Raw genomic sequence first — 23722 nt, 5'->3', positions numbered from 1 at the left:
CGGAACTCTCTCCAGATGATTCCCGGCCAGTAGTCTTCAGGCTATAGATAAAACGTACATCTTGGGCATTTCACCAGGCACGGACGAACAGCATGTGCGACCCCATCTTCGGTGCCGGATGTTCGTAAAAATCAGCGGGCGGGTTCATAATACGGATGGATCCTTTAATTTTGGACAAGATTACAGGTTAGCCGGGAATGCTCTCGATATTTTGCTTGATGAACGTTGGGGCTGGGGCTAACCGGCCAATCTCTCTCTGTCTCGTCACGATAGGGCGTTTTCCCAGGAAAATCCTGCGGATAACTTTTCTTACGCCGATTCTGCGCTCGGCTAACCTGTAATGTTGTCCAAAAACCGAGGCACGGATCGCAAGTTCGATATAGGAAGGTGAAAGCAGGGGGTACGGAGCGGAGAGCGTCTCCGCCGCGCTCTAAAACCTTATGCGTCAATTGCTGCCTGAATCAGAGGGATTGTCGCAATGCGGCACCAAGGCTTGATATGATTCAAGTGCCGAGTGCCGAGTGCCGGGTGCCGAGTGCCGAGTGCCGCGCCTCCTCTGGGACGTGTGCCGAGGCGAGCGAGCGACTAACGCCAGGAACGGAGCTGTTATGGAATCGTACGCGCAGAACAATACGAGGGATATCGAGAAGGTTCAGCCGGTTGAGGCGATGGCATCTGAAAACGACTCCTCTTGCGACCGACCGCCTACTGAAAGAACGGCAGAGGATTACGCCAAGGCAATCGCGGGAATTCTCGGCATTGCCGCTGTGGTCATAGACCGCGCGCCAATTCCCGGGCCCGGAAAAACCGCAGCCTCCGGCGCGGCAAAAGTTGCTGCGGCTGCAATTCCCGCCATGCAAAAGGCGATTCCCAAGGTAAAGGATGCCGTTGAAAAGAACCCTGAGCTTGTGAATAAAGTGGTGGGCGTCGCCAAAGATGCCGGCTCGCATGCCGCCAAGGTTGCTCGCGATGCGGGGGCGGGCGCTGCCAAAGCGGCTCCTGGCGCGTTCGAAAAGGCTGGTCACGCGTTTGGCGGTGGATTCGGTAAAGCGCGCGAGACGCTCAAAGGGGCAGCGGGCAAGGCCGTCGGCGTTGCGGGCATCGCTGCCGGAGCCGCTGGTTCGGTTGCCCACGGCGCCGCCGCAAAGGTCAAAAATGCCGCAGCAGCGCGCGATGAGGAAAAGGCCCGCCGTGAAGCTAGGCGCGTGGTTTTGGAGGGCGCGGGCGTGCGCTTGACGCCCAAGAAGTTCTTCGAGAACTGGAATCAGCACGCATTTGTCGCCCAGTCGGGCGCTTCGACGGCAAGCGTGTCCACTGATGCTTTCGGTTTGCAATCGCAACCGCAAGGGCACGGAGCAGCATCCTCTGCGGGTTATCTCGCATATCCAGGCTGCTATGTGGTGCTCACGTTTGGCAAGGGGGTCAAGCAGGACGATTACGGCAAGTTCCGCGACGTATACGTGGGCGCATCCTCCAATATGGGCGTTGCCATTCGCGCGGATTTCATAGGTCTGGGCGATCCGGACGTGTATGCCGACGTGAAATACCAGCAGGATGTTCGCGTGCTGGTATTCCCCTGTGCTGAGGAAAACCTCGATCAGCTACGCCAATCGCTCATCGTTGCGCTCGACGCCGACGCGTCATACAACCGCGTGAGGGGATAGGATCAACGCCAGCAAAGGTGCCGAAAGGCGCCTCGACTCATGCGGCCGTATCAGAAAGTCGGCTCGGCTTATGCTTGCGGCGCTCCTTTCGCGCTGGCCTCTTTCGATTACGGTTTATGCCTGCCTCTTTCGATTACGGTTCGTGCCTGCCGCAAGGCTCGAATTCGACTGCGGCGGAGTCGGCCGCTGCCGCTCGGATGCCCAAAGATTCTGCCGCTCGAGCCCGACCATGGCGGAATCGGCCAGCCCGTAAAGGCTACGGTTTGCACCTGCCGCAAGGCTCGAACCCCTGATTGATGAGGTCTTGGCGGCTGCCCTCGTAATTCTGTCGGTTGTCGGGCTCGGTCTCCTCAGCCGAAGGACAGGTGGGGTAGTGGAACTTCATCGTGTTGGTATTGAGCACGTATGTGCCCTGCGCATTGCGAGCGGATCCATCGGGGTCGCTCGCGCCTGCGCCTTCTGATGCATCGGGTTGAGCGCCGGCCGCACCCGAAGCGCTGCCTCCATCATTGCCGCTGCTTCCGGCTTCCTTCTCGCTTGTCGTCGAACCCCAGGCATCGTGGTCGTAGCGCGGATCGGCTTCGGGGGCGTCTGAAATCGACCCGTCGGGATCGATTGCGCCCACGAAGCGCTCCACCTGCGACACCTCGTTCGACGCATGGCTGGAGCCATCCGTGTAGTCGATGGACACGCCGGGCTCAACATTGTACACGAACACGTTGAAGCTCACGGCCGCCCCTCCGTCGTCGAGCGATTGCGCCTCCATCTGCACGCCCCGCGCCACAAGCTCGTCGCCTTCGAACCACGGGGTCACGCGGTACAGCACCTCGCCGCCCGTTTCATTCACATAGTCGGCGATCATGTTCTCGTAAGGCAGCATGCCTGCCGCGTTCATTTCGCGCGTGCCGGTGATAAGGTTGCGCTCGTTGGCGTCTTCGCCGGCCAGCTGCCAGCCAATCAGATGGCTGCGGTTGTAGAGAGCCTCTTCGTCCACGAAGTCATAGAACTTTTGGTTCCACCCGCTGGGATGAACGGCGGATATATCGCCGCGCTCACCAGTAGGCATGGTGTTGGAGTCTATGACGGCGTAGGCGGTGACGCATCGACCCAGGTCGTCGAGCGTGCTGTAGCGTTCGACAGTCTGACCGTGCTCTACGGCGTCTTGCGCCTGGGCCACTTCCCCATCGGTGAAACCGGGCTGCCCGTCGTTGACCTCCAAACACAGTGTGCCGTCGTATTCGGGCAAATCCTCAACAACTACAGCGGCCTCGCCCGTCGGGGGCGCAGGTTCGGGCTCGCTGGCGGAGGAGCATCCTGCAAGTGCAAAGCAGAGCGCAAGTGCCGTCATAAAGGCAAGCGAAATGCGGTGGATAATCGAGCTGTTTTCCGTCAAGGGGAAAGTCATCTGACGACTAGGGTGCATGGGGTCCTTCCATGTCGAGGGGGCGGTGCAAGGGGTGGGCGCACAACGCCGGGGCTGCGCTGGGCTTCTCCATGCCGGAGGGGCGTGCAATGCTGGGCGAATCTATTCGCGTCGAACGTGGGCGCCTGGGAGGCCCACCACGTCGGCGTCCCCGTGGCGTACAATGCTGGGCGAATCTATCCGTGCCGAACGGTCCGGGTCGAAAAACGTTGGGTTATGCGAGTGACAGCAAGTCGGCTGGTGATTCCGCCCATGCATCGGGTCTTGCGGCCTCGAGCCGCTCGCGAGGCTGATATCCCCAGGTCACTGCTACTGCGAAAGCTCCGGCGCGTTGAGCTGCCTCCACATCGGTGTGAGAATCGCCCACATATGCCACGCGTTCGATAGGCACTGCAAGCTCTTCCGCCACGCGCAAGAGCCCCGTGGGGTCGGGCTTGCGCGGCACGGGGCCTTCGCCCATCGCCATATCCATTACGTCGGCGAAATAGTGATTGGTCATAAGCTTGGTGCCGGCATCGTATTTATTGGAGAGCACCGCAAGCTTCTTGCCCTGTGCTTTGAGCGTATGCAGCACGTCCATCATGCCGGCGTATACCTGCGTTTTCACGTCGCCGCGTTCGTCGTAGAGTGCTTTCCAGTAGGCGATGCACGCGTCGGCCGCCTCTTTCTCGAGCCCCTGGGGCATGGCCTGCGTGATGAGCGAGCGCAGGCCGTTGCCCACCATGCGCAGGATTTCATCGGAGGTGTGCGTGGGATAGCCAAAGTGCTCCATGGTGTCGTTGGTCACATCCACCAGGTCGGGCAGCGTATCCAAGAGAGTGCCATCCATGTCAAACACGAATGCGTCGATCTGCGGGTTCATGGGATTCCTCCTTATGCGCCTTTGCCCGCGCTCCTTGGGCGGGGCCGGGCGCTGGGTGTCTGGTTGGGGTCAATCATACCAGGGGAGTGTATCCATCTTGTTGGGCAGATATGTTGCGTGTGTTTGGGTTGGGTGCGGCGGGCAAGGCGTTTGCGCCGGTTCCTGCTTGCTGCACGATGCATACTTGTGTCGCAATTGCATTGCGCATTTCTTTCTCTGGAAGGGCGCACTACCGCGGTACGCCCTTTTTGCGCTTTGGGCGAGGAATGTATTGGCGGCGGGCGGCAGCTATGCGAAGATTCGCACTATCATGTTACCAATGCTCCTACGCTTCCAATATGAAAGGGGATCCATGGAAATCTACGTTACCAAGGATTATCAGGAAATGAGCGAGGCTGCGGCCGATATCATCGCCGATCTGGTTGCGGAAAAGCCCGGCTGCGTGTTGGGTCTGGCCACCGGTTCTACGCCCGAGGGTCTGTATGCTGAGCTCGTGCGCCGTTTCGAGGAAGGCGAGCTCGATTTTTCTCGCGTCGCCACCTTCAACCTGGACGAGTATCGCGGCCTCGACCCGCAGCATGAGCAGAGCTACCGCTACTTCATGCAGAAGCACCTGTTCGATCACGTGAACGTGCGTCCCGAGAACACGCATGTGCCCAACGGCGCCAACCCCGATGCCGACGCCGCCTGCGAGGCCTACGAAGCATCCATCCTGCTGGCCGGCGGCATTGACCTGCAGCTTCTGGGCCTGGGCCACAACGGCCACATCGGCTTCAACGAGCCCGCCGACGAGTTCACCAAGGAAACCAACTGCGTGGACCTCACCGAAAGCACCATCCAGGCCAACAGCCGCCTGTTCAACTCCGCCGACGAGGTGCCGCGCCAGGCATACACCATGGGTATCGGCACCATCATGGCCGCCAAGCAGATTCTGCTGGTGGTGTCCGGCGAGGACAAGGCCGACATCGTGCGCGAGGTGTTCTACGGCCCCGTGACGCCCAAGGTTCCCGCTTCCATTCTGCAGTTCCACCCCAACGCCATCGCGGTGGTGGACGAGGCCGCTTTCTCCAAGTGCGGCGACGTCGCCCAGATGGTGGACGAATGCGGCTGCGGCCATCATCATGGCGACGACGAAGAATGCTGTGGTGGCGCTCATGAGCACGGCGACGAGGATTGCCGCCGTCATCATCACGGCAATCCGCCTGCGGAGGGCGAGTGCTGCGGTAAGCACCACAACGAGTAGTTCCACGGAGGGCGGCGCAAGGCGTCGCCCTTTTTATGCCGCAGGATCATTAAGGCAGCACCGCAAGACGCGACCGTGAAACCAAGCTTGATTGCATGAAGCGGCGATTTGCCGCAGCATAAACGTCGCTCCGCAACCGTACAGGCGTCGTCTCGGAACCGCGCAAACGTCGTTTCACAACCGCGCAAACGTCGCCTTGCAAACGAACGGCGATTTGCCGCACCAGAAACGTCGTTTCGCAACCGCGTAAAAGTCGTCTCGCAAACAAACGGCGATTTGCTGCAGTTTTCGCGAGGTGCCCCGAGTACACCGCCGTCAGGCTTCGCGTTTCCCCAGGTCACGGCGTCGCATGAATTGGGCTACTCGAAGGGGTATCCGAAAACTGCAGCAAATCGCCGTTTGTTGCAACATGGGGGCGTTTCTCGTAATGTGGGGGCGCTTCTTGCGGCGAGGAAGCGGTTTTTTGCAACATAAAAGCGCTACTCGGTATCGTTGACTCGCGCTGCGGCGCATATGTAGAAGAATCGGGAGGGATGCTATGATCATTGCTGATGTTCAAGCGTTTGATGGGCGTGAGTTTGCATCGCGCGACATCATTTTGAAAGATGGAAAGATTTCCGCGCTGCTTTCGCGCGGCACGGCGGACATCCTTGACGAGGAGGATTTTGGCGAGACGCTCGATGGCTGGGGCTGCTACGCAATCCCCGGCTTGATCGACATCCATTCCCACGGCGCGGTGGGTCACGATTTTTGCGATGGCTCAGTCGAGTCGATCGAGGCCATCTGCCGCTACGAGGCATCGCGCGGCGTAACATCGTGGTGCGGCACCACCATGACGTATCCCGAGGAAAAACTCGAGGGCATCATGCGCACCGCCGCCGAATACGTTGCTCCCGCTAACGCCGCCGCGCTTGTGGGAATCAACATGGAAGGCCCCTTCATCAGCCCAAATAAAGTGGGGGCGCAAAATCCGGCGTATGTGCAGGCGTGCGATGCGGGCATGTTCCGACGCCTGCAGGAGGCGTCGGGCGGGCTTATCAAGCTGGTGGATATTGCCCCCGAAGAACCTGGAGCGTTGGAGTTTGTCGACGAAGTGGCCGATGAGGTGCGTGTGTCCATCGCACATACGTGTGCGGATTACGACATCGCGCGTGAGGCATACCGCCGCGGCGCCAAGCATCTGACGCACCTGTTCAACGCCATGCCGCCGCTTCATCATCGCGAGCCGGGCGTGATCGGTGCCGCTGCTGATGCGGGCGCCACGCCCGAAATCATCGCCGATGGCGTGCATATCCATCCGTCTTCGGTGCGCAGCGCGTTCAAGCTGTTCGGGTCCGACCATATGATCCTCATTAGCGATTCCATGGAGGCGACTGGCATGCCCGACGGCGAGTACAGCCTGGGCGGTCAGGCCGTCACGGTGCGCGGCAACCGCGCGACGCTTCATGACGGCACCATCGCCGGCAGCGCCACCGATCTTATGGGATGTCTGGTCACGGCCGTGCGCGATATGGGCGTGCCGCTTGAGATGGCTGTGCGTGCGGCTACGATCAACCCTGCCCGTGCAATCGGGGTGGATTCCGATCGCGGGTCGCTTGAGGCCGGCAAGGTGGCTGATCTGGTGCTGCTCGATATGAAGACGCTTGAGATTCGCGCCGTTATTCTGCGCGGCGAGCGCATCGCGTAGCGCGCGGCTGTCTGGCGTGTGATAGGAGATGCGGCGCGGGCGCCGGGTCGCAAAGCCGAACGTCTTGATCAGCGCGACCCGTGGCATTGATGCGTACGAGGTTTTCCAGAAACATGATTTCCAGAAACATGAATGCGGACGTCGGGCATCCCGCGTCCGCATTTTCGTTTCCGGTGCCCTTCGGAAGGTCGAGCGGCGGATGTGATGCCGACGAGGACCGGGTGCTCAAGCGACGAATGTGATGCCCGCGGGGGGGGGGTCGAGGTGATCGAGCGACGAATGTGAGCCCGCGGGAGTCGGGCATTCGAGCGGTGAATGCGGGCTCGCCGGCCCCGCGCGCGAACTGCTTGGACGACTCGAAATCGAACGCGCGGCCCACGATGCCGCCGCCCTCGCGCGCGAACGCTTGGCCCGGTTAAATGAGCGAAGAAGGTCGTGCGGGATGGCCGTCCCCCGCGCGAACGGCTCGGCTCGGCCAGCGTGGTCGCGACCGCCTGCGAAGTCCGGTCGTCCCCCGCGCGAACGGCTCGGTCCGCTTACTCGACTCGGGACTTTTTACCATACAACGCGCGCTCGAGCACTGCAAAGAGAGCCTCATTGGCCGTGTCGCCGCGTCGCAACCCTTCGAATATCGAGTCCCATATCCAGTCGCAGAGCTGCTCCTCGCTTAACGCGCTTCCGAAGATAGACCGATCGACGGCCCGGTCGCGCTGAAGCGCGCAGAGTATGCCTGCACGAATGTGCCTGAAGCAGGCGTCTTCGCGTTCGCGGCTCGTCTTTATGTCGCGAACATCGAGTTTTCCCTGGTTGGACAGCCAGGTTTCGCGGAATACCGCTAAGGGCTCCCGCAGGCTTTCCATTGCGTCGCGGCAAAAGTCGACGAAACCGCCATCTACGACTTCCTCGGCGCGTGCAAGCTGGTCGTGGGGGATGGAATTGCGCCAGAACTTTTCGACGGCATCAGCCACGAGCTCGGATTTGTTCGGATAGTAGTTGTATACCGACCCTACCGCAACGCCGCATCGCGAGGCCACGGAGCGAATGTTCAACGCTCCGGCGCCTTTCTCGCTTGCAAGCTGGCAGGCGGCATCGAGAATGATTTCCTTGGATATGGTGGGCTTGTTTCCCATGGCTCCCTTTCGTTTGCGGGGTTCGCCCGCGCGGCGCTTGCCCAACATCTTGATGAACCAGTTGAGCCAAGAAAGGCTGTCAAGGGGTTCGCCCGCGCGGCGCTTGCGCCAATATCTTCGCATACCGCATCGCACAGATGTCGAAGAGCTTGCCCGCGGTGCATGTATGCCAGCAGATGTGAATCGGTTGTGTATGGCTTGCATTGTAATGCAAGGCGGATATAATGAACAGCGTTCATTAATGAACATAGTTCATAAATAGCAGATCGAAACGAAATGGCGACATGAAGAGACAGCGAGTGTTCAGAAATAAGCAGTCGAAACGAAAAGAGGGTAAGAAGGCATGAGTTTGGAACTGGTTTTGGCCACGGCGGCCATCTCGATGGCGCTCGTGTTTTATACGGTGGGGGTGTTTTCGGAGAGAAGGGCCGGATCGCTTTCGCTGCGCCACGTGGTTTTGTTTTGGATGGGGCTCGCATGCGACACGACGGGCACCCTGATTATGACCTCGATCGCAAATCAGGGAGCCGTTATGCAGGGCGCTAGCATCCATGGAGTTTCCGGCACGCTCGCCATTGTGCTCATGCTCGCGCACGCGACATGGGCGACCGTCACGTACATCCGTCGCGATGAGGCGATGCAGGTGTCATTCCATACGTTCAGCACGTTCGTGTGGCTGGTTTGGCTCGTGTCGTATATCATCGGCATGCTGGTTGGCATCCCCGCGATTCACCTGCAGGCCGTATGCGCGGTGGGAACGGCAATCGTGGCGGTTGCGGCAATAGCAGCGGCGCTGTTTGTGTCGAGTCGCCTGCGGGCCGCTCATCGCAAATAGCCAAAGGCTTTGTTGCGGTCTAAGCATCTGCGTCGCCCGTCCAGACATGCGGCATAACGCGGGACCGACGCGCTTTGTTGCGGTCTAAGCGCCTGCGCTATCCGCCTGCGATAGCCCGCTCGCCGTGGCTCACATCGAATTCGATGAGCGTGTCTGCTCCGCCTGTCTGGGGCAGCCCTGCAAACTGTTCGAAAAATGTTACTAAAATAATAGCAATTAATCCATAGAACCTCCTTTTTATGGTATGATGACGAAGTATTTTCGGGATACTGCATGCGGGCCTTGACCTTCGGTTGCGGCGCAGGGGTGCAGGCTCCCGAAAGCACAAAAAGGGGTCATGCAGCACAATCTCCAATTGTCCATATTGGCAAGGGTCGGTTTCTGCGCATGTCCAAGGGAGCGCCTGCGGGCGCCGATCAAGCAAAGGGGGTGTGCTATGGAGCAATTCCTCGATCCGGCACTGCTTGCGCGTATTCAGTTCGCCCTGGTAGTTATCTTCCACTTCATGTATGTGCCGCTATCCATCGGTTTGGGATTGATTCTGGCCATCAACGAAACGCGCTACTACAAGTCGCGCGACCCGAAGGATGCCGCCGCCACGAAGTTCTGGGCCAAGATCTTCACCACTACGTTCGCGGTGGGCGTGGCTTCCGGTATCACCATGGAGTTCTCGTTTGGCACCAACTGGGCGGATTACAGCCGCTTCGTGGGCGACATCTTCGGCGCGCCGCTGGCCGCCGAGGCCCTGCTCGCGTTCTTCCTGGAGTCGGTGTTCTTGGGCATCGTGCTCTTTGGCCGCGGCAAGGTTGGCCCCAAGTTCTACCTGGCCAGCGCATGGCTGGTGTGGCTGGGCAGCTGCCTTTCGGCGCTGTGGATCATCATTGCCAACTCCTGGATGCAGACGCCCGCCGGCGCCGAGCTTTCCGCTGACGGTTCCAAGGCCGTGCTGACCGACTTCTTCGCCGCCGCGTTCAACGCCACCACGCTGCCGCGCTACAGCCACACTGTGCTGGCGCTGCTGGTCATGGGCGCGTTTGTAGCCATCGCCGTGTCTGCGTGGTACATGCACAAGGGCAAGCACGCCGAGTTTGCGCGCAAGACGCTGCGCACCGGCGTGGCCGTGTCGCTGGTAGCTACCTGCTGCCTGCTGGTTTCGGCCCACTCTTCCGCCGTTGCGGTGGCCGAGGAGCAGCCCACCAAGATTGCCATGATGGAAGGCCATTACGAGGAAGGCACGCTGCCGTTGTATGCGGTCGGCCTGGTCGATGAGGAAGGCCAGAGCGTGATCGCCCCCATCGAGCTGCCCGGCTTTACCAGCTGGCTTGCCTCCGGCGAGTTCGACACCGTGTATCCCGGCCTGAACGACCTCGCCGCCGAGAACCCCGATATCGTGGTGGAGGATCTCCCGGTTAACCTCGTGTTCCAGAGCTATCACCTGATGGTTGCCCTCTTCGGCCTGATTTGCGTGGTCATTCTGATCGCCGCCATCGCCGCGTTCAAGAAGAACGGCAAGCTGGAGCAAAAGAAGTGGGCGCAATGGATCATGATCGTGTGCCCCATCTTCCCGATTCTTGCTATCCAGGCTGGTTGGATCACGGCCGAGGTCGGCCGCCAGCCCTACGTGGTGTATCCCGCCACCAGCTCGCCCGAAGGCGTGCAGCTGCTGACCAACAATGGCGTCTCGGCGTCCGTCTCTTCGGTCGAGCTGCTGATTACCATCGTGCTGTTTATTGCCGTGTACGCGATTATCCTGGTTGCGTGGGCGCGCCTGATCAGCGGGTTCATCAAGAAGGGTCCCGTGGAGGATCTGGAAGGCAACATCGTCGACCAGGGCGGTGCCACCGCCATCGCGGGCGCTTCCGCTGCGACGGCTGCAGCGTCCGCCGCGTCCGATTCCAAGAAGGAGGCGAACTAACATGGAGATCCTGGGTATCGTCTGGTTCTGCCTCATTTTCGTACTGATCGCGGGCTACTTCGTGCTCGACGGCTTTGATCTGGGCGCGGGCGTGCTAAGCCCGTTCGTTGCCAAGAACGATCAGGAGCGTGCCATCGTGCGCCAGAGTATCGGTCCGGTGTGGGACGGCAACGAGGTGTGGCTGCTCACTGCGGGCGGCGCGCTGTTCGCGGCGTTCCCGGCGGCATACGCCACCACGTTCTCCGGCTTCTATCTGGCCGTGATGCTGGTGCTCATGGGCCTTATCGTGCGCGCCGCCGCGGTCGAGTTCGCCGGCCACGACAAGGCGTGGGCCAAGCTGTGGAACATCCTGTTCTTCGTGGGCTCGCTGCTTCCGGCGCTGCTTCTGGGCGTGGCCGTGGGTAACGTGTACGCCGGCATTCCCATGGATGCCAACGGCGATTACATCGGCGTGCCGCTGCTGGGCCTGGTGACTCCGTTCACCCTGCTTACGGGTCTGCTCGGCCTGTCCGCCTTCATCCTGCAGGGTGCGAGCTGGCTCATGCTGAAGGCTCCGCTCGATTCCCCCGTGCGCGCTCGCGCCAAGGGTGCCGCCAAGGTTGCCGGCATCGCGGCGCTGGTGCTCTTCGCGCTGGTGTCGGTGTACGGGCACTTCGTGATCGCGCCTGAGCTGACCGGCGTGCAGACCATCCTGGGCATCGTTATCGCCATCGTGATTGTGCTGGCCATGGTCTTCTGCATCGCCAAGGCGCAGAGCGACGGCTCTGATTTGGCCGGATTCATCGCCTCCTCCGCCGTGTGCGTGCTGCTGGTGGCGCTGTGGGCCGTGAGCATGTTCCCCAACCTGGTGGTTGCGGGCGCGGGCGACCCCATCACGCTGTTCGGCAGCCCCGCTTCCGGCGAGAACATCACCATCGCCACGGCGGCGTCCAGCAACCTCACGCTCACTTGGATGCTGGGCATCACCTGCGTGGGCCTGCCCCTGGTGCTGATCTATCACTTCATCATCTACCGCACGTTCCGCGGCCGCGTGAAGGTGGAGGATTTGCACTACTAGTCGGTTGTCGCCGATACTCAAACAACGGCTCTGCCATTCGTCTCAAGGGGTCGCCTACGGGCGGCCCCTTTTATGCGCCCGTTCGGCTTCTGTGCAAGAAGGCTTTCCATCACTTGAATCATCTCTTTAATAATCACTTTAATTAAAGAGATGATTCAGGTGTAAAGTGAAGAGTGAAGTGAAAGATTCAGTGGCGTCTTTGCGTGTGACATGGGGCGCTCTTGTGTATGAACGCTATACTGGTGGACAGAATAAGGTTCTTGCAAGAGACGGGGAGGCAGTTATGAAGTACGAAGAGCTCAAGGAAGAAATCAAGAACGCCATGAAGGCGCATGACAAGGTGCGTCTGTCCATTCTTCGCCAGGTGCATGGCGAAATCAAGAACATCGAGGTCAACGAGCGCCGCGAAATCACCGACGCCGACGTGGATGCCATGCTCAAGCGCCTGATCAAACAGACGGGCGAGACGCTGGAGGGCTCCATCAAGGCCGGCAACAACGAGGAGCGCACCGAAACGCTGCGCGCGCAGGTCGCCATCCTTGAGGAGTATCTGCCTAAGCAGATTTCCGGCGACGAGCTGATCGCTCTGGTTGAGAAGACCATCGCCGAGGTGGGCGCCGAGACCAAGCGCGACATGGGCAAAGTCATGGGTGCGCTCAACGCCGCCACCGGCGGAAACTTCGATAAGGCAGCCGCTGCCAAGGAAGTGGGCAGCCGCCTGGCCTAGTGTCGCCTGAGGCGATTGAAAAATTGAAGCTGACAGACATATACGTGTCTCGCCCAAAGCGAAGGCCCAGGCGTTAGCAACCTGGGCCTTCGTCGTTTAGTCGTCGGATTCCAGCTCTTCGAACAGCTTCGCCTCGCGCTTCTGCGCCGCCCTGAACGAAACGTACAGAGCAAGCATCACGGCGCCGAAGATCATGATCGAGTCGATTGCCATGATTGCGACATCGCCCGCGCCTCGAACTCGTCCAACGCGCGGCGCAGCATCACGCCGTCGGTCTCGCACGGCTCGGCGCCGTTCTTGCGTTTCATCTCGGTCTCTACGCCCTTGCCCGTCACGATGACCACGGCGGGGCGCTCGGTCTCAAATACCGCCTTGCGAATGGCAGTCTCGCGATCGACCTCGATCTGCCAATTGTGATTGCCCTGCTCCTCTATGAAGTGCGCAATCGTCGCGCAGATGTCCTCGGGGTCTTCCGGGCCGGGGTCGTCCTCGGTAATCACGATGCGATCGGCGAACTTGCCGGCCGCCACACCCATGGTCTCGCGGCGGTCCATGCCCTTGCCGCCCGTGGCCCCGAACACCACGCACAGTTCGCGGTCGGGGTAGTTTCCGCGCAGGTCGCGCAGCAGCGTCTCAAGGCTCATGCCGTTGTGGGCGAAATCGACCACGCCCACGATGCGCCCCGACTGTGTGGGGTAGAGGTTCATGCGGCCCGGAACCATGACGTCTTCAAGGCCGTGCACGATGCATTCCTCGTCGATGCCCAGCGCCTCGGCGCACGCGATGGCGCCCAGCGCATTCGACACGTTGAACTTCACCGGCGTGGGAATAAGAATCTCGCGCTCGAACCGCGGCGTGCGCACCGTGAGCACGATGCCGTTGTCGACGCGCCTCATGCCGCCGCCGAACACGTCGGCCTGCTCATGTTCGAGCGAATAGGTGAGCACGCGCTCGCATCGGGAGCGCGCGGAGGCATACACCTTGTCGGCGTGGTCCATGTCCAGGTTCACCACGGCGGTCTGGCAATGTTTGAACAGCAGCAGCTTGCTGGCGAAGTAATCCTCAAACGTGGGGTGCTCGATGGGGGAAATGTGATCCTCACCGATGTTGGTGAACGCGCCCACGGCGAATTCGACGCCGAACGTGCGGCCGTATTTCAGCGCCTGGCTGGACGCCTCCATCGCTACGTACTGAGCGCCCGATGCCACAGCGTTGGCCAGGTGGCGCTCAAGGTCGAACGGCTCGGGCGTGGTCAGCTTGGACTCGCCGTGCGTCAAACCGTCGTCCATCTCGATGCTCGAGAACATGGCGGCCGCATGCGTGTCCGCCGCGCGCGCCTGGGCGTCGAGGATGCCCTTGAGGTAATACACGCTCGTGGTTTTTCCCTTGGTGCCCGTGAAGGCGCAAATGTCGATTTTGCCCGAAGGATGCCCCCATGCGAAATCGGCGATGGCGCCCATGGCTTTGCGGATGTCCGTGACCAGCAGGCAGGGGATGGGCGCGTCGTAATCGACCTCGGATACGTAGCACACCGCTCCGTCTTCGATGGCGCTCAACAGGTATTCCCGTTTGAAAGCGGCGCCCTTGCACACGAACAGCGTGCTCGGCACCACTTCGCGCGAATCGCAGGTGGCAAATACGATGGGCGCGTCGGCAATCGCGGCGGCAGCTTCGGGCTGCGCAAGAACCTTCAGGTCGGCGAGGAGCGCGACATACTGCTTGATGCTGGATTCTATTTGCTTAGATTGGGTCACGGTAAGCCCTCTCTTTCGTGCTTGGCATGCATCCGCATAACGTTACACCACCGCGGCGGCGTTTCGTCCCGTCGCGGCTATTTTAATGTCTTTTTAAGCCTTGTGCCTGTTTTGCACCGTCGGGCACACGGGGTGAACGCAAGTCGCGCTCCCGATATACCCTAATCGGCATCTATTCGAGAAATCGTTGAAGGAGAAACATGCGAAGCCCCCTCATTCGCTCCGTTTCCCGTGTTGCCACGATTATGGTCGCACTGTTGATGGCGGCGTCAATTACGTTGTGTATGGTCGGTTGTTCAAGCGAAACGTCCCAGGACGACCCGTCTGCATCGAGCGGTGCGGCGAGTTCTTCCGAGAATCAATATACCCTGGTCAATCAGGGGAAACTCACGGTGGCATCCGACCTTGCCACGCCGCCGTTCGAGTATGCGGACGATTCCGGCGAGCCGCAGGGCTTCACCGTGGAACTCATGGGCATGATTGCCGACCGCTTGGGGCTTGAACTCAACTATCTTCCCGCGCAGAAATTCGACGGTATCATTCCCTCGGTCAAGCAGGGCGTGAAGACCGATGTGGGTGCCTGTAACATCACCATTAACGAAGAGCGTCTGCAAGAGGTGGATTTCACCGATTCATATATGGACTCCAACCAGGGCGTCGCCGCGGCGAAGGATTCAGGCTATGAGCAGGCGTCCGACCTCAACCAGGCCGGCGTGAAGGTAGCCGTGCAGTCGGGCACCACCTCCGAAGAGTGGGCGATTGAGAACCTGCCCAACGCGCAGACCGTCAACTTTGACGACTGGATCGCGGCGTTCACCGCCGTTATGAGCGGTCAGTGCCAGGCCGTGGTGTGCGACCTTCCGGTGGAGCAGTGGATGGTGTCCAATTCGTTCACGGACATGGAGATCATCGAGGAGATTCCTACGGGCGAGCAGTTTGGCATCGCCGTAAGCAAGAGCAATCCCGGTCTGACGCAGGCGATCAATCGGGCGCTGGCGGATATCCGTGCCGAGGGCGCTTACGACGAGCTCTACGAAAAGTGGTTCGGCATGGCGCCGAGTGGCTCGGGTGGCGCGACGTCGGACGCAGCAGGCGAGGCAGCGGCATCGGACAACGCGGGCGCTGCGGGTGAGGCAAGCGACGCTGGCGAAGAGTCCGCGACTGCAGGCTCCGATAGCGCGGATGCCGCCCAGGCAAGCGTCGAAGCCCAGCCCGAGCTCTCGTCTATCACGGCTACGGCCCGCTCCAACGAAGACGGCGGCAGCGCGGTTCTCGGCGGCATCGCCACGCGTCTCACCTGGGGTTGCGTCACGGGAACCGAAGAGGGCGACATCTCCCAGATTACGCTTCAGCTGCCTGACGGCGGCTCGTTCGAGGACACGTCGGTCGAGGCCGTGATTGTGGACGACCTTAGCCGCACGCAGGTTCAGGCGCAAGCGAGCGTGTCGGATTCCTCGCTCGTCGTCGATTTCGCAGAGCCTATCCCCGCGGGCTCGCAGCTCTCCATCGAGGTGGAAGGCGTGCTGTTTCCCAGCACGGCGGGCGCCTACACGGTGGGCGGCACCTATACGACAAGCGATGGCACCCAGCGCGAGCTGCCCGCAAGCCCCACGATCTCCGTCTCCGAAAGCACGTGGGTGCAGGCTGCGGTGAACTGGCTCGACAGCCAAGCGTGGGTCGAGGCGTGGAATTCCAATCCGTTCCTTGGCATGTTCTTCAAGCTGCAGTACGTGGTCACGTCTATCGCGTCGCTGTTCCAGGGGTGGGGCACGGCGCTGCTGGTCACGGTCATCGGCTTTCCGCTGGCCATACCCGTGGGCCTGCTGTTCGCGTTTCTCAAGATGAGCCGCAACCGCGTGCTGCGCGCCATCGGCGTGACGTACATCAATCTGCTGCGCGGCATTCCGCTGTTTCTGCAGATCTACATCGCGTTTTTCGGCATGCCCATGCTGGGCTTTAACCTGCCCAACCTGCCGCTGGGCATCGCGGTCATGGCCGTAAACACGTCGGCCTATTTGGCGGAAATCTTCCGCGCCGGCATTGAATCCATCCCCAAAGGCCAGATGGAGGCGGCAAGCTCGCTGGGCATGAACAAGATCCAGGCCATGGGGCTCGTTATCATCCCTCAGACGGTGCGTCGCGTGATGCCTACTATGACCAGCGAATTCGTGATGCTCTACAAAGATACGTCGCTGCTTTCCAGCGTGGGCGTCATGGAGCTGATGATGTTCTCCAAGAACCTCACGGCAACCACGGGCAACATCACGCCGTACATCTGCGCGGCGCTGTACTACCTGGTAGTCACCATTCCGCTAATCCACGTGGTCACCAAGGCCGAGAAGAAGATGGCGTCCGAGGAAGGCGGGAGGCAGTAGCATGGCGCATAGCCCCAGTGCAACCGAAGATCGAATCGAAAACACTCCTGCCAACAAAGGCAAGGCTGCGGGCGGCGCATCGCTCGATGGCGATGGCGTCGTGGCATGCACGCCGCACGATGCTGAAGGAGCGCAGGTGCCCGATAAGAGCGATGCTTTTGCAAGCGATGCCGTCATCCGTATCGAAGGTTTGCGTAAAAGCTTCGGCGATCAGGAAATTCTCAAAGGCATTGACCTTACCGTGAATCGCGGCGAGGTGGTGGTCATCCTGGGACCCAGCGGCTCTGGCAAGTCCACGCTGCTGCGGTGCGTGAACCGTCTCGAAGAGGCAACGAGCGGCCATATCTGGTTCGAAGACACCGAGATCACCGGTCCGGCCACCGACATCACCAAGGTGCGCGAACACGTGGGCATGGTGTTTCAGAATTTCAATCTGTTCCCGCACCTCACGGCCAAGAAGAACGTGATGCTTGCCCAGGAGCACGTGCTCAAGCGTCCCAAGGCCCAGGCGGAACGCATCGCGCTCGAGCAGCTGGAGCGCGTGGGTCTGCGCGACCGAGCCGACTACAAGCCAAGTCAGCTTTCGGGCGGCCAGCAGCAGCGCGTGGCCATTGCGCGCGCTCTGGCGATGGACCCGCACGTGATGCTGTTCGACGAAGCCACGAGTGCCCTTGACCCCGAGCTGGTGCGCGACGTGCTTGACGTCATGCGGTCGCTGGCGCGCGACGGCATGACCATGATGGTGGTCACGCACGAGATGCGGTTCGCACGCGACGTGGCCGACCGCGTGATATTCATGGACGGCGGCGTGATCGTCGAGCAGGGTGCGCCCGAGGATGTGTTCGAACGCCCGCAATCCGATCGTACGAAGGATTTCCTCGGCCATATCGCATAATCTCCGATTCGCCTTTCCCAACCTATGCTCATCTCACGCATTTTCCCAATTCAGGGGCCTGGGGCGCTACAATTCTAGGTTCGAGTGAATGTTCGGGCGCTTGACCGCTGCTTGGCGGTCGGGCACGCGTCGGCTTGCCCGCGCGGCGTCGCGCCCCGGAATGCGAGATTCTACGAAAGGCATCCTATGTGCGGATTCGTCGGATTCACCGGCACTATCGACAATAAAGAGGCCGTCCTTGAGGCCATGATGAACCGTATCGTTCATCGCGGTCCCGACATGGGCGGCCAGTACTTCGACGGCGACGTGTCCATGGGCTTCCGCCGCCTGTCCATTCTGGACCTGTCCGAGGCGGGCCGCCAGCCCATGACCAGCGACGACGGCAATGTGACCGTCACGTTCAACGGCGAGATTTACAACTTCCAGGAGCTGCGCGCCCAGCTTGAGGCCGCCGGCCACACGTTCCACTGCAACGCCGACACCGAGGTGCTGGTGCACGGCTACGAGGAGTGGGGCGACAGCCTGGTGGACCACCTGCGCGGCATGTACGGCTTCGTCATTTACGACAAGCGCAACCAGAAGCTTTACGGCGCGCGCGACATCTTCGGCATCAAGCCGTTCTACTACGGCCGCACCTCGTCGGGCGATCTGCTGTTCGGCAGCGAGATCAAGAGCTTCCTCGACCACCCCGGCTTCGTGAAGGCCGTGAACAAGAAGGCCCTGCGCCCCTACCTGACGCTGCAGTTCCCCGCCACGGAGGAGACGTTCTTCGCGGGCATCTACAAGCTTGAGGCCGCGCATTGCTTCACGTACGACCTGGCCACGCGCGAGATGAACGTGCGTCGCTACTGGCAGTGCGACTTCTCGGACGACAACACCAAGAACTTCGACGAGTACGTGGACGAATGCGACCAGGTGGTGCACGAGAGCGTGGCGGCGCACCGCATCGCCGACGTGAAGGTGGGTTCGTTCCTTTCTGGCGGCGTGGACTCCAGCTACATCGCCGCGTGCCTCATGCCCGACAACACGTTCAGCGTGGGCTTCGACTACAAGGATTTCAACGAAACCAACTACGCCGCCGAGCTGTCTGACAAGCTGGGTATCAAGAACTACCGCAAGATGATCGACGGCGACGATTTCTTCGGGGCGCTGGAAACCATCCAGTACCACATGGACGAGCCGCAGTCCAACCTGTCCAGCGTACCGCTGTACTTCCTGGCGCAGCTGGCCGCCGAGCAGGTGACCGTCGTGCTTTCCGGCGAGGGCGCCGACGAGCTGTTCGCCGGCTACGAGTGGTACGAGGATACGCCCGAGATGGCCAAGTTCAAGCGCACCGTGCCGCTGGGCGTGCGCCGCGCGCTGGGTTCGCTCGTGCAGCATCTGCCGTACTTCAAGGGTCACAACTTCCTGACCAAGTGCGCCGAGGTGCCCGAGCGCTGGTACGTGGGTCAGGCCAACGTGTACTCGCCCGAAGAGGCCGACGACATCCTGAAGCCGGAATACGACCAGGGCCCTAACGCCTTCGAGCTGTGCGCGCCGGTGTATGCGCAGGTACCGCAGTTCTGCGAGCTTTCCAAGAAGCAGTATCTGGATATGAATATGTGGCTGCCGGGCGACATTCTGCTCAAGGCCGACAAGATGTGCATGGCACACTCGCTGGAGCTGCGCGTGCCGTTCCTCGACAAGAAGGTCATGGAGTTCGCCCAGCACGTGCCCGCCCGCTTCCGCGTGAACGAGAACGGCAACAAGCAGGTGCTGCGCCACGCCGCCAACCGCTGTCTGCCGGACGAGTGGGCCACGCGTCCCAAGAAGGGCTTCCCCGTGCCCATCAAGTTCTGGCTGCGCGAGCAGAAGTACTACGACTACGTGAAGGAATACTTCCAGGCTGATTTCGCCGAGGAGTTCTTCGACCGCGACAAGCTGATGAAGCTGCTCGACGATCACTTCGAAGGCAAGGCTCTCAACCAGCGCAAGATCTACACCGCGCTCACCTTCCTGATCTGGTACAAGCGCTTCTTCATTGAAGAGAAATAGTTGGTTGTTATTGACGAGAAATAATTGGTTACGTCGGCTCAACAACCGACGTAACCCCCAAGAGACGCTTCAATCAAGCTTCCCGACGCCGCCCAAGTGGGCGGTTTTTTATGCGCGGGCTCTCTCTTGGACGCTGTGTACACGAATTTATGGCAAAAACGCCACTTTTCTCGAGTTGCGAACTTCCCGTACATCATTCACGGGACTTTATCACAGGGCGGGGTCACGGTTGCAATAGTACGACCTGGGGAAACGTGGCAGGTGGAAAGGATTAGAAATCAAGCAGCTCTTCGGGCGCCTGGAAACGGGTGCTTTTTTACATGAGAAGAGTTCGCAACTCGAGAAAAGTGGCGTTTTTCTTGCAATTGCTTGTACGTAGAGTACGTAAGTCAAAAATATGGCGCCACAATGGGCGCCATATTGTCATTACCGGCATTCCTCCGTTATCGCGGGATTGAGCCGGTGCCTACTTATAGTTCTCGGAGTTCTTGAACTTGTCGAAGTAGCGGTACATGTGCACCTTCACGTAGGCCCAGCGCACGGGGTTGAAGCGCAGATCGGGGCTGTAGTAGAAGCTCACAGCGTCCTTGCCCTTGGCGATGAGCTCGTTGGCGCGGCGCACGAACTCGGGATCCTGCACGTACTCGCGTACCACCTTGCGCGGCACGGAGCGATAGAAGCCCTCGTTCTCGTTCTCGTAGCATTCGCCCAGGTTGCGCTCATAGATGCGGTCTTCCACCACGTAGCGCGCGATGTTGATGCCCGCGCCGCCGGTGATGTAGAAGTTCGAGCGGCCCTGGCGCAGGTTGATTTCGAACACCTTGTATCCGCCGTCGCGGCTGTCGTACTTGATGTCGAAGTTGGAGAAGCCGGTGAAGTGCAGCCCCTCGAGCCACGCCTTGATGCGCGCCTGCAGCTCGGGGTTGGGCTCGGTGATGATGGCGCACGGGTTGCCCAGCGCCGTGGCGGTGTGCTCTTCCAGACCCACGCGGCCGAAGCACATCATCTTCACCTTGCCGTTACGGTCGGAGTACGCGGTGAGCACGCGCATGCTGTCGTCTGAGCCGGGCACGGTGTCCTGCAGGATGATGTTCATCGGGTAGCCCGCGCCAAAGATCAGGCCCAGGATGTGCAGCGCCTCGGCCGGCGTGTCGGCGGAATACACCTTCTTCATGCCGTCGAAGGGGTGGCGCCAGTACTCCTCGCTCATGGCGGGCTTCACGATGATGGGGTACTCGAAGCCCAGCTTGCCGGCGGCGAGGTCGGCCTCGGTCATGCCGTCGGCGAACTGCTGCGGCGTAACCACCTGCGTGGTGGGGTAGGGGATGCCGTACTGGTCGCACATCTGATAGAAGCTGTCCTTGGCCTCCAGCTTGTCGCGCAGTTCGGCGTCGATGTAGAGCGTGCGGCAGTTGGCGGGCAGCTTGTCGCGCAGCTCCATAAGCATGGCGGCATAGCCGTCGGTGCAGCCCCAGACCAGCACCTTTTTGTCGGCGTTGGCGGCGGCGAACTCGTTGATGCGCGCCAGCAGCGTGTCCAGATCCTCCAGATTGGGCTCGAGGGCAACCTGCACGATGCGGCTGTACTTGGTGTCGCCGGCGGCGAAGCGCCCGAGTGCGTGGCTCACCACGCCGTACTGCTCGTGCAGGGCGCGCGCGACGGAGTAAGCGTTCATATCCGCGCCGATGAGCAGCGGCACGAAATCCTGCTGCGCCTGGGCGGCGGGCGTGGCGTCGAAGTTGTAATTCATAGGAGTGTGCTCCTTCGGTTTCCTTGGGGCGTTTGTTTTGGCCGTTGCACCTGGGCGCAAGGCGAAAGCAGAGGCGCGGCGGCTTTTCGGGGCGCGAGCGTTCCGCTTACAAAACGCCTGAACAACCGCGCGATTATACCGCGTTCGTAAACGCTTGGCGAATTATGCGTGGGGAATATGGAGACAGCGCGAGGCAAATCCTTCGGATCCGCGATCAGGGCACATGCAAATAAGATGAACGTAATCAGTATGAACGTGTTCATCTTATTTGCATGTATTGCGAATTAATGCGTCGGCGCTTCTGCATACTGCAAATATGCTTAGAAGTTGGCTCTTTAACTCTTATGGAAGCGGTCGTCGCCCCAGCCGCTTTCGCGGATGCGGCCCACCTCTTCGCCGTCCTTCGAGACGATCTTGTCGTCGCTGAACAGCGCGTCGCGCACCTGGTATTCGTCGTCACCGATGCGCACGTGGGTGCTGCCGTCGAAGCTTTCGCGGGCAGTGCCGATCTTGGCGCCATGGCGGTCGCGCACCGTTGGCTGACTGAAAAAGCCTCCGTCATCAAGCTCGACAAGTTTGCGCCCATAGCGGTCGTTGACGGTCTTGGCCTTCGAGCCGCCTCCGAAGCTGCTCGATCCGCCGCCGACAGCCCCGCCGCCATAGCCGCCGCCTCCGCCAGCGCCGCCTGTGTCGCCGCCCACGAGAAGTTCGATGACAACGAAAAGCACCACCGCGGCAACAATGACGTAGAACGCCGTTTGCAGCGTGACCTGAATGACGAACGTCCAGATAGTAGGCATGGCGAATCCGCTTGTCGCTTGTAAGGCGGTCGCTTCCAGCGCGTCGTACTTCATCTGCGCCATCGCGATTGCGTACAGTACAAGCCCGATGCATGCCGCCAGACCTGCGTACAGGACGAGCTTCGCGATGGGGTGAAGGCATCCGTGCGATTCGGCGGTCGCGTCGTTCCATTGCTGCTCCACGGCAAGCAGCGCTTCGACAACGATAAACGCTCCTGCCGCGATGGGCAGGGCGGGGCTTGCCGTGAGGATAGCGTGCATGAGCGGCGCGATATGGCTGAGGCCGCTGCCGGTTGCGGGATTGACCAGCGAAATGCCCACGCACAGCGCGACGATGGCAGCCGGCAGGCCCGCGCGAAGGATGATGGATTTAACCCATTCACCTGCGGTGATGTCGGGCTTGGCGAACGGTTCTTTTGCAGTCGAGCGATCGCTTGTGAGGCTATCGTTTGGCACCGATGCCATGGCGAACCTTCCATCTCGAGGCAACTGTTCTCTATGTCGGACGACAAGACGGCGAAGTGGCGAGGCGTGGTATCGATTCGCGGTTTGCCTGCCTCGCGTCGTCATCGTTCTTTTCCGAATGATACTGCACCGCCTTTGCCATGCGAGTGCAAACCTATTTTGCGCAAAGGGGATTCGATTCTGTATTGTGCGCATTCGTGGACATTGCGGTCCCGATTTAGGACATGTCCGGACGATGTCCTAAATCGGGACAAAAATGTCTGTTTGAGCCTCAAAATGTCCGGAATCGAGATGTATGGCCGATGGGGGCATGACGTGGCCAGAACGAATCTTGCCGTTTCAGACGAGGCACAGATGCTCCCTTGTCGCTCTTATTTGCCGAAATGTTGACAAGCTGTATACGTGCATGGGTTCGCACTTGCCATCGGGGAGGGGTCGTCACGGTATACTGGTTGCGTTCTGCCGCTTAAACTTTGGTTGAAGCCGGTTGCGCGGTCGCAGTCGCACGCCGTAGCGCCCGCGTGGCGCTTGGGCATGAATCTGAAGCGTGGACTGGCCTAACTCAGCGCGGCAGAAGAGGCCCATCGAGTGGACGTGAGGAGTTGTTAGTATGCGTCCCATCCCAAAGAACCAGCTCGATCCCAAGATCAAAAACGTTTGGCGCATCAGCGATGCCATCTCGCTGACCATCATATATCTGTGCTGCGTTATCGCGTGGCCCATCGTGGCGCTGGCGGCGCCCGAAGAAGCTTGGTGGGCCTGGATCGTGACCGGCGTGCTTACCGCCATCTGGGTGGTGTGCCTCATTATTTGGCTGATCATCCTGCCGCCCATCCGCTGGATGCGCTGGCGCTATGAGGTGGGCGAGGACGAGCTCGACATCGCGCGCGGCATCGTGTGGCGCAAGCGCTTCATCATCCCGTTTGTGCGCGTGCAGAACACCGACACCAAGCAGGGCCCCATCCTGCGTGCCTTCGGGCTGGCGAGCGTGACCGTAGCCACCGCCGCCGGCGAGCATGAGATTCCTGGCCTGGCGTTCGAAGAGGCCGACGAGCTGCGCGATCGCATTGCCGAACAGGCCCGTCTGGCGCAAGAGGACGTGTAGG

The 23722-nt window shown here is 60.6% G+C and carries 16 protein-coding genes and 1 pseudogene; 11 read left to right on the top strand and 6 right to left on the bottom strand.

Going from position 1 to position 23722, the window contains the following annotated elements:
- The first annotated feature begins 608 nt into the window (after positions 1–608).
- Positions 609–1664, top strand: a complete 1056-nt coding sequence (locus Q0J60_RS09790; RefSeq protein ID WP_294441056.1) for a hypothetical protein — start codon at positions 609–611, stop codon at positions 1662–1664.
- Positions 1665–1920: 256 nt separating this feature from the next.
- Here the strand turns inward: Q0J60_RS09790 and Q0J60_RS09785 are convergent, their stop codons facing one another.
- Entirely contained in the window at positions 1921–3012 is a 1092-nt protein-coding gene (locus Q0J60_RS09785; protein ID WP_294441053.1) for a DNA/RNA non-specific endonuclease, read from the bottom strand.
- Positions 3013–3301: 289 nt separating this feature from the next.
- Positions 3302–3949 carry an HAD family hydrolase gene (locus Q0J60_RS09780; RefSeq protein ID WP_294441051.1) on the bottom strand — a complete coding sequence of 216 codons (648 nt, stop codon included), beginning with the start codon at positions 3947–3949 and terminating at the stop codon, positions 3302–3304.
- A 352-nt stretch (positions 3950–4301) separates the two neighbouring features.
- Between Q0J60_RS09780 and nagB the strand changes: the two are divergent.
- Positions 4302–5021, top strand: a pseudogene (gene nagB / locus Q0J60_RS09775) (glucosamine-6-phosphate deaminase); the annotation flags it as partial.
- A gap of 709 nt (positions 5022–5730) precedes the next feature.
- The gene (nagA, locus tag Q0J60_RS09770) at positions 5731–6879 is read left to right on the top strand and encodes an N-acetylglucosamine-6-phosphate deacetylase (protein WP_294441046.1); all 1149 of its coding nucleotides are present in this window, start codon (positions 5731–5733) and stop codon (positions 6877–6879) included.
- 536 nt (positions 6880–7415) lie between these two features.
- On the opposite strand, the gene Q0J60_RS09765 is transcribed toward nagA, so the two are convergent.
- The gene (locus tag Q0J60_RS09765; RefSeq protein ID WP_294441044.1) at positions 7416–8132 is read right to left on the bottom strand and encodes a TetR/AcrR family transcriptional regulator; all 717 of its coding nucleotides are present in this window, start codon (positions 8130–8132) and stop codon (positions 7416–7418) included.
- Between the two features lie 220 nt (positions 8133–8352).
- Here Q0J60_RS09765 and Q0J60_RS09760 point away from each other — a divergent pair, with 220 nt between their 5' ends.
- From Q0J60_RS09760 to Q0J60_RS09745, 4 genes are all read left to right on the top strand, one after another.
- Complete coding sequence (locus tag Q0J60_RS09760) at positions 8353–8844, top strand: HsmA family protein (RefSeq protein ID WP_294441042.1); 492 nt, start codon at positions 8353–8355, stop codon at positions 8842–8844.
- Between the two features lie 436 nt (positions 8845–9280).
- Complete coding sequence (locus tag Q0J60_RS09755; RefSeq protein WP_294441041.1) at positions 9281–10759, top strand: cytochrome ubiquinol oxidase subunit I; 1479 nt, start codon at positions 9281–9283, stop codon at positions 10757–10759.
- A gap of 1 nt (position 10760) precedes the next feature.
- On the top strand, positions 10761–11816 hold the full coding sequence (gene cydB / locus Q0J60_RS09750; protein ID WP_294441038.1) for a cytochrome d ubiquinol oxidase subunit II: 1056 nt from the start codon (positions 10761–10763) through the stop codon (positions 11814–11816).
- A gap of 283 nt (positions 11817–12099) precedes the next feature.
- Positions 12100–12543, top strand: a complete 444-nt coding sequence (locus Q0J60_RS09745; protein WP_294441036.1) for a GatB/YqeY domain-containing protein — start codon at positions 12100–12102, stop codon at positions 12541–12543.
- 191 nt (positions 12544–12734) lie between these two features.
- Here Q0J60_RS09745 and Q0J60_RS09740 read toward each other — a convergent pair whose 3' ends face one another.
- On the bottom strand, positions 12735–14297 hold the full coding sequence (locus Q0J60_RS09740) for a Mur ligase family protein (protein WP_294441035.1): 1563 nt from the start codon (positions 14295–14297) through the stop codon (positions 12735–12737).
- A gap of 284 nt (positions 14298–14581) precedes the next feature.
- Between Q0J60_RS09740 and Q0J60_RS09735 the strand changes: the two genes are divergently transcribed.
- The 3 genes from Q0J60_RS09735 to asnB all read left to right on the top strand — a co-directional run bounded on the left by Q0J60_RS09735 (position 14582) and on the right by asnB (position 19601).
- Positions 14582–16672, top strand: a complete 2091-nt coding sequence (locus Q0J60_RS09735) for an ABC transporter permease subunit (protein WP_294441032.1) — start codon at positions 14582–14584, stop codon at positions 16670–16672.
- A 1-nt stretch (position 16673) separates the two neighbouring features.
- Positions 16674–17567, top strand: a complete 894-nt coding sequence (locus Q0J60_RS09730; protein WP_294441031.1) for an amino acid ABC transporter ATP-binding protein — start codon at positions 16674–16676, stop codon at positions 17565–17567.
- 186 nt (positions 17568–17753) lie between these two features.
- A complete protein-coding gene (gene asnB, locus Q0J60_RS09725) occupies positions 17754–19601 on the top strand; it encodes an asparagine synthase (glutamine-hydrolyzing) (RefSeq protein ID WP_294441030.1) in 1848 nt (615 codons plus the stop codon).
- Positions 19602–20067: 466 nt separating this feature from the next.
- Here the strand turns inward: asnB and Q0J60_RS09720 are convergent, their stop codons facing one another.
- Both Q0J60_RS09720 and Q0J60_RS09715 read right to left on the bottom strand, forming a co-directional pair.
- The gene (locus tag Q0J60_RS09720; protein WP_294441029.1) at positions 20068–21351 is read right to left on the bottom strand and encodes an ATP-grasp domain-containing protein; all 1284 of its coding nucleotides are present in this window, start codon (positions 21349–21351) and stop codon (positions 20068–20070) included.
- Positions 21352–21686: 335 nt separating this feature from the next.
- Positions 21687–22616, bottom strand: coding sequence for a hypothetical protein (locus tag Q0J60_RS09715; protein WP_294441027.1), 930 nt, complete (start codon positions 22614–22616; stop codon positions 21687–21689).
- 610 nt (positions 22617–23226) lie between these two features.
- Here Q0J60_RS09715 and Q0J60_RS09710 point away from each other — a divergent pair.
- Positions 23227–23721, top strand: coding sequence for a PH domain-containing protein (locus Q0J60_RS09710; RefSeq protein ID WP_294441024.1), 495 nt, complete (start codon positions 23227–23229; stop codon positions 23719–23721).
- The last annotated feature ends 1 nt before the right edge of the window (position 23722 follow it).

The sequence above is a fragment of the uncultured Slackia sp. genome (genome assembly GCF_944321625.1).
GTDB lineage: Bacteria > Actinomycetota > Coriobacteriia > Coriobacteriales > Eggerthellaceae > Slackia.
This window is presented reverse-complemented; position numbering and strand designations above follow the sequence as displayed.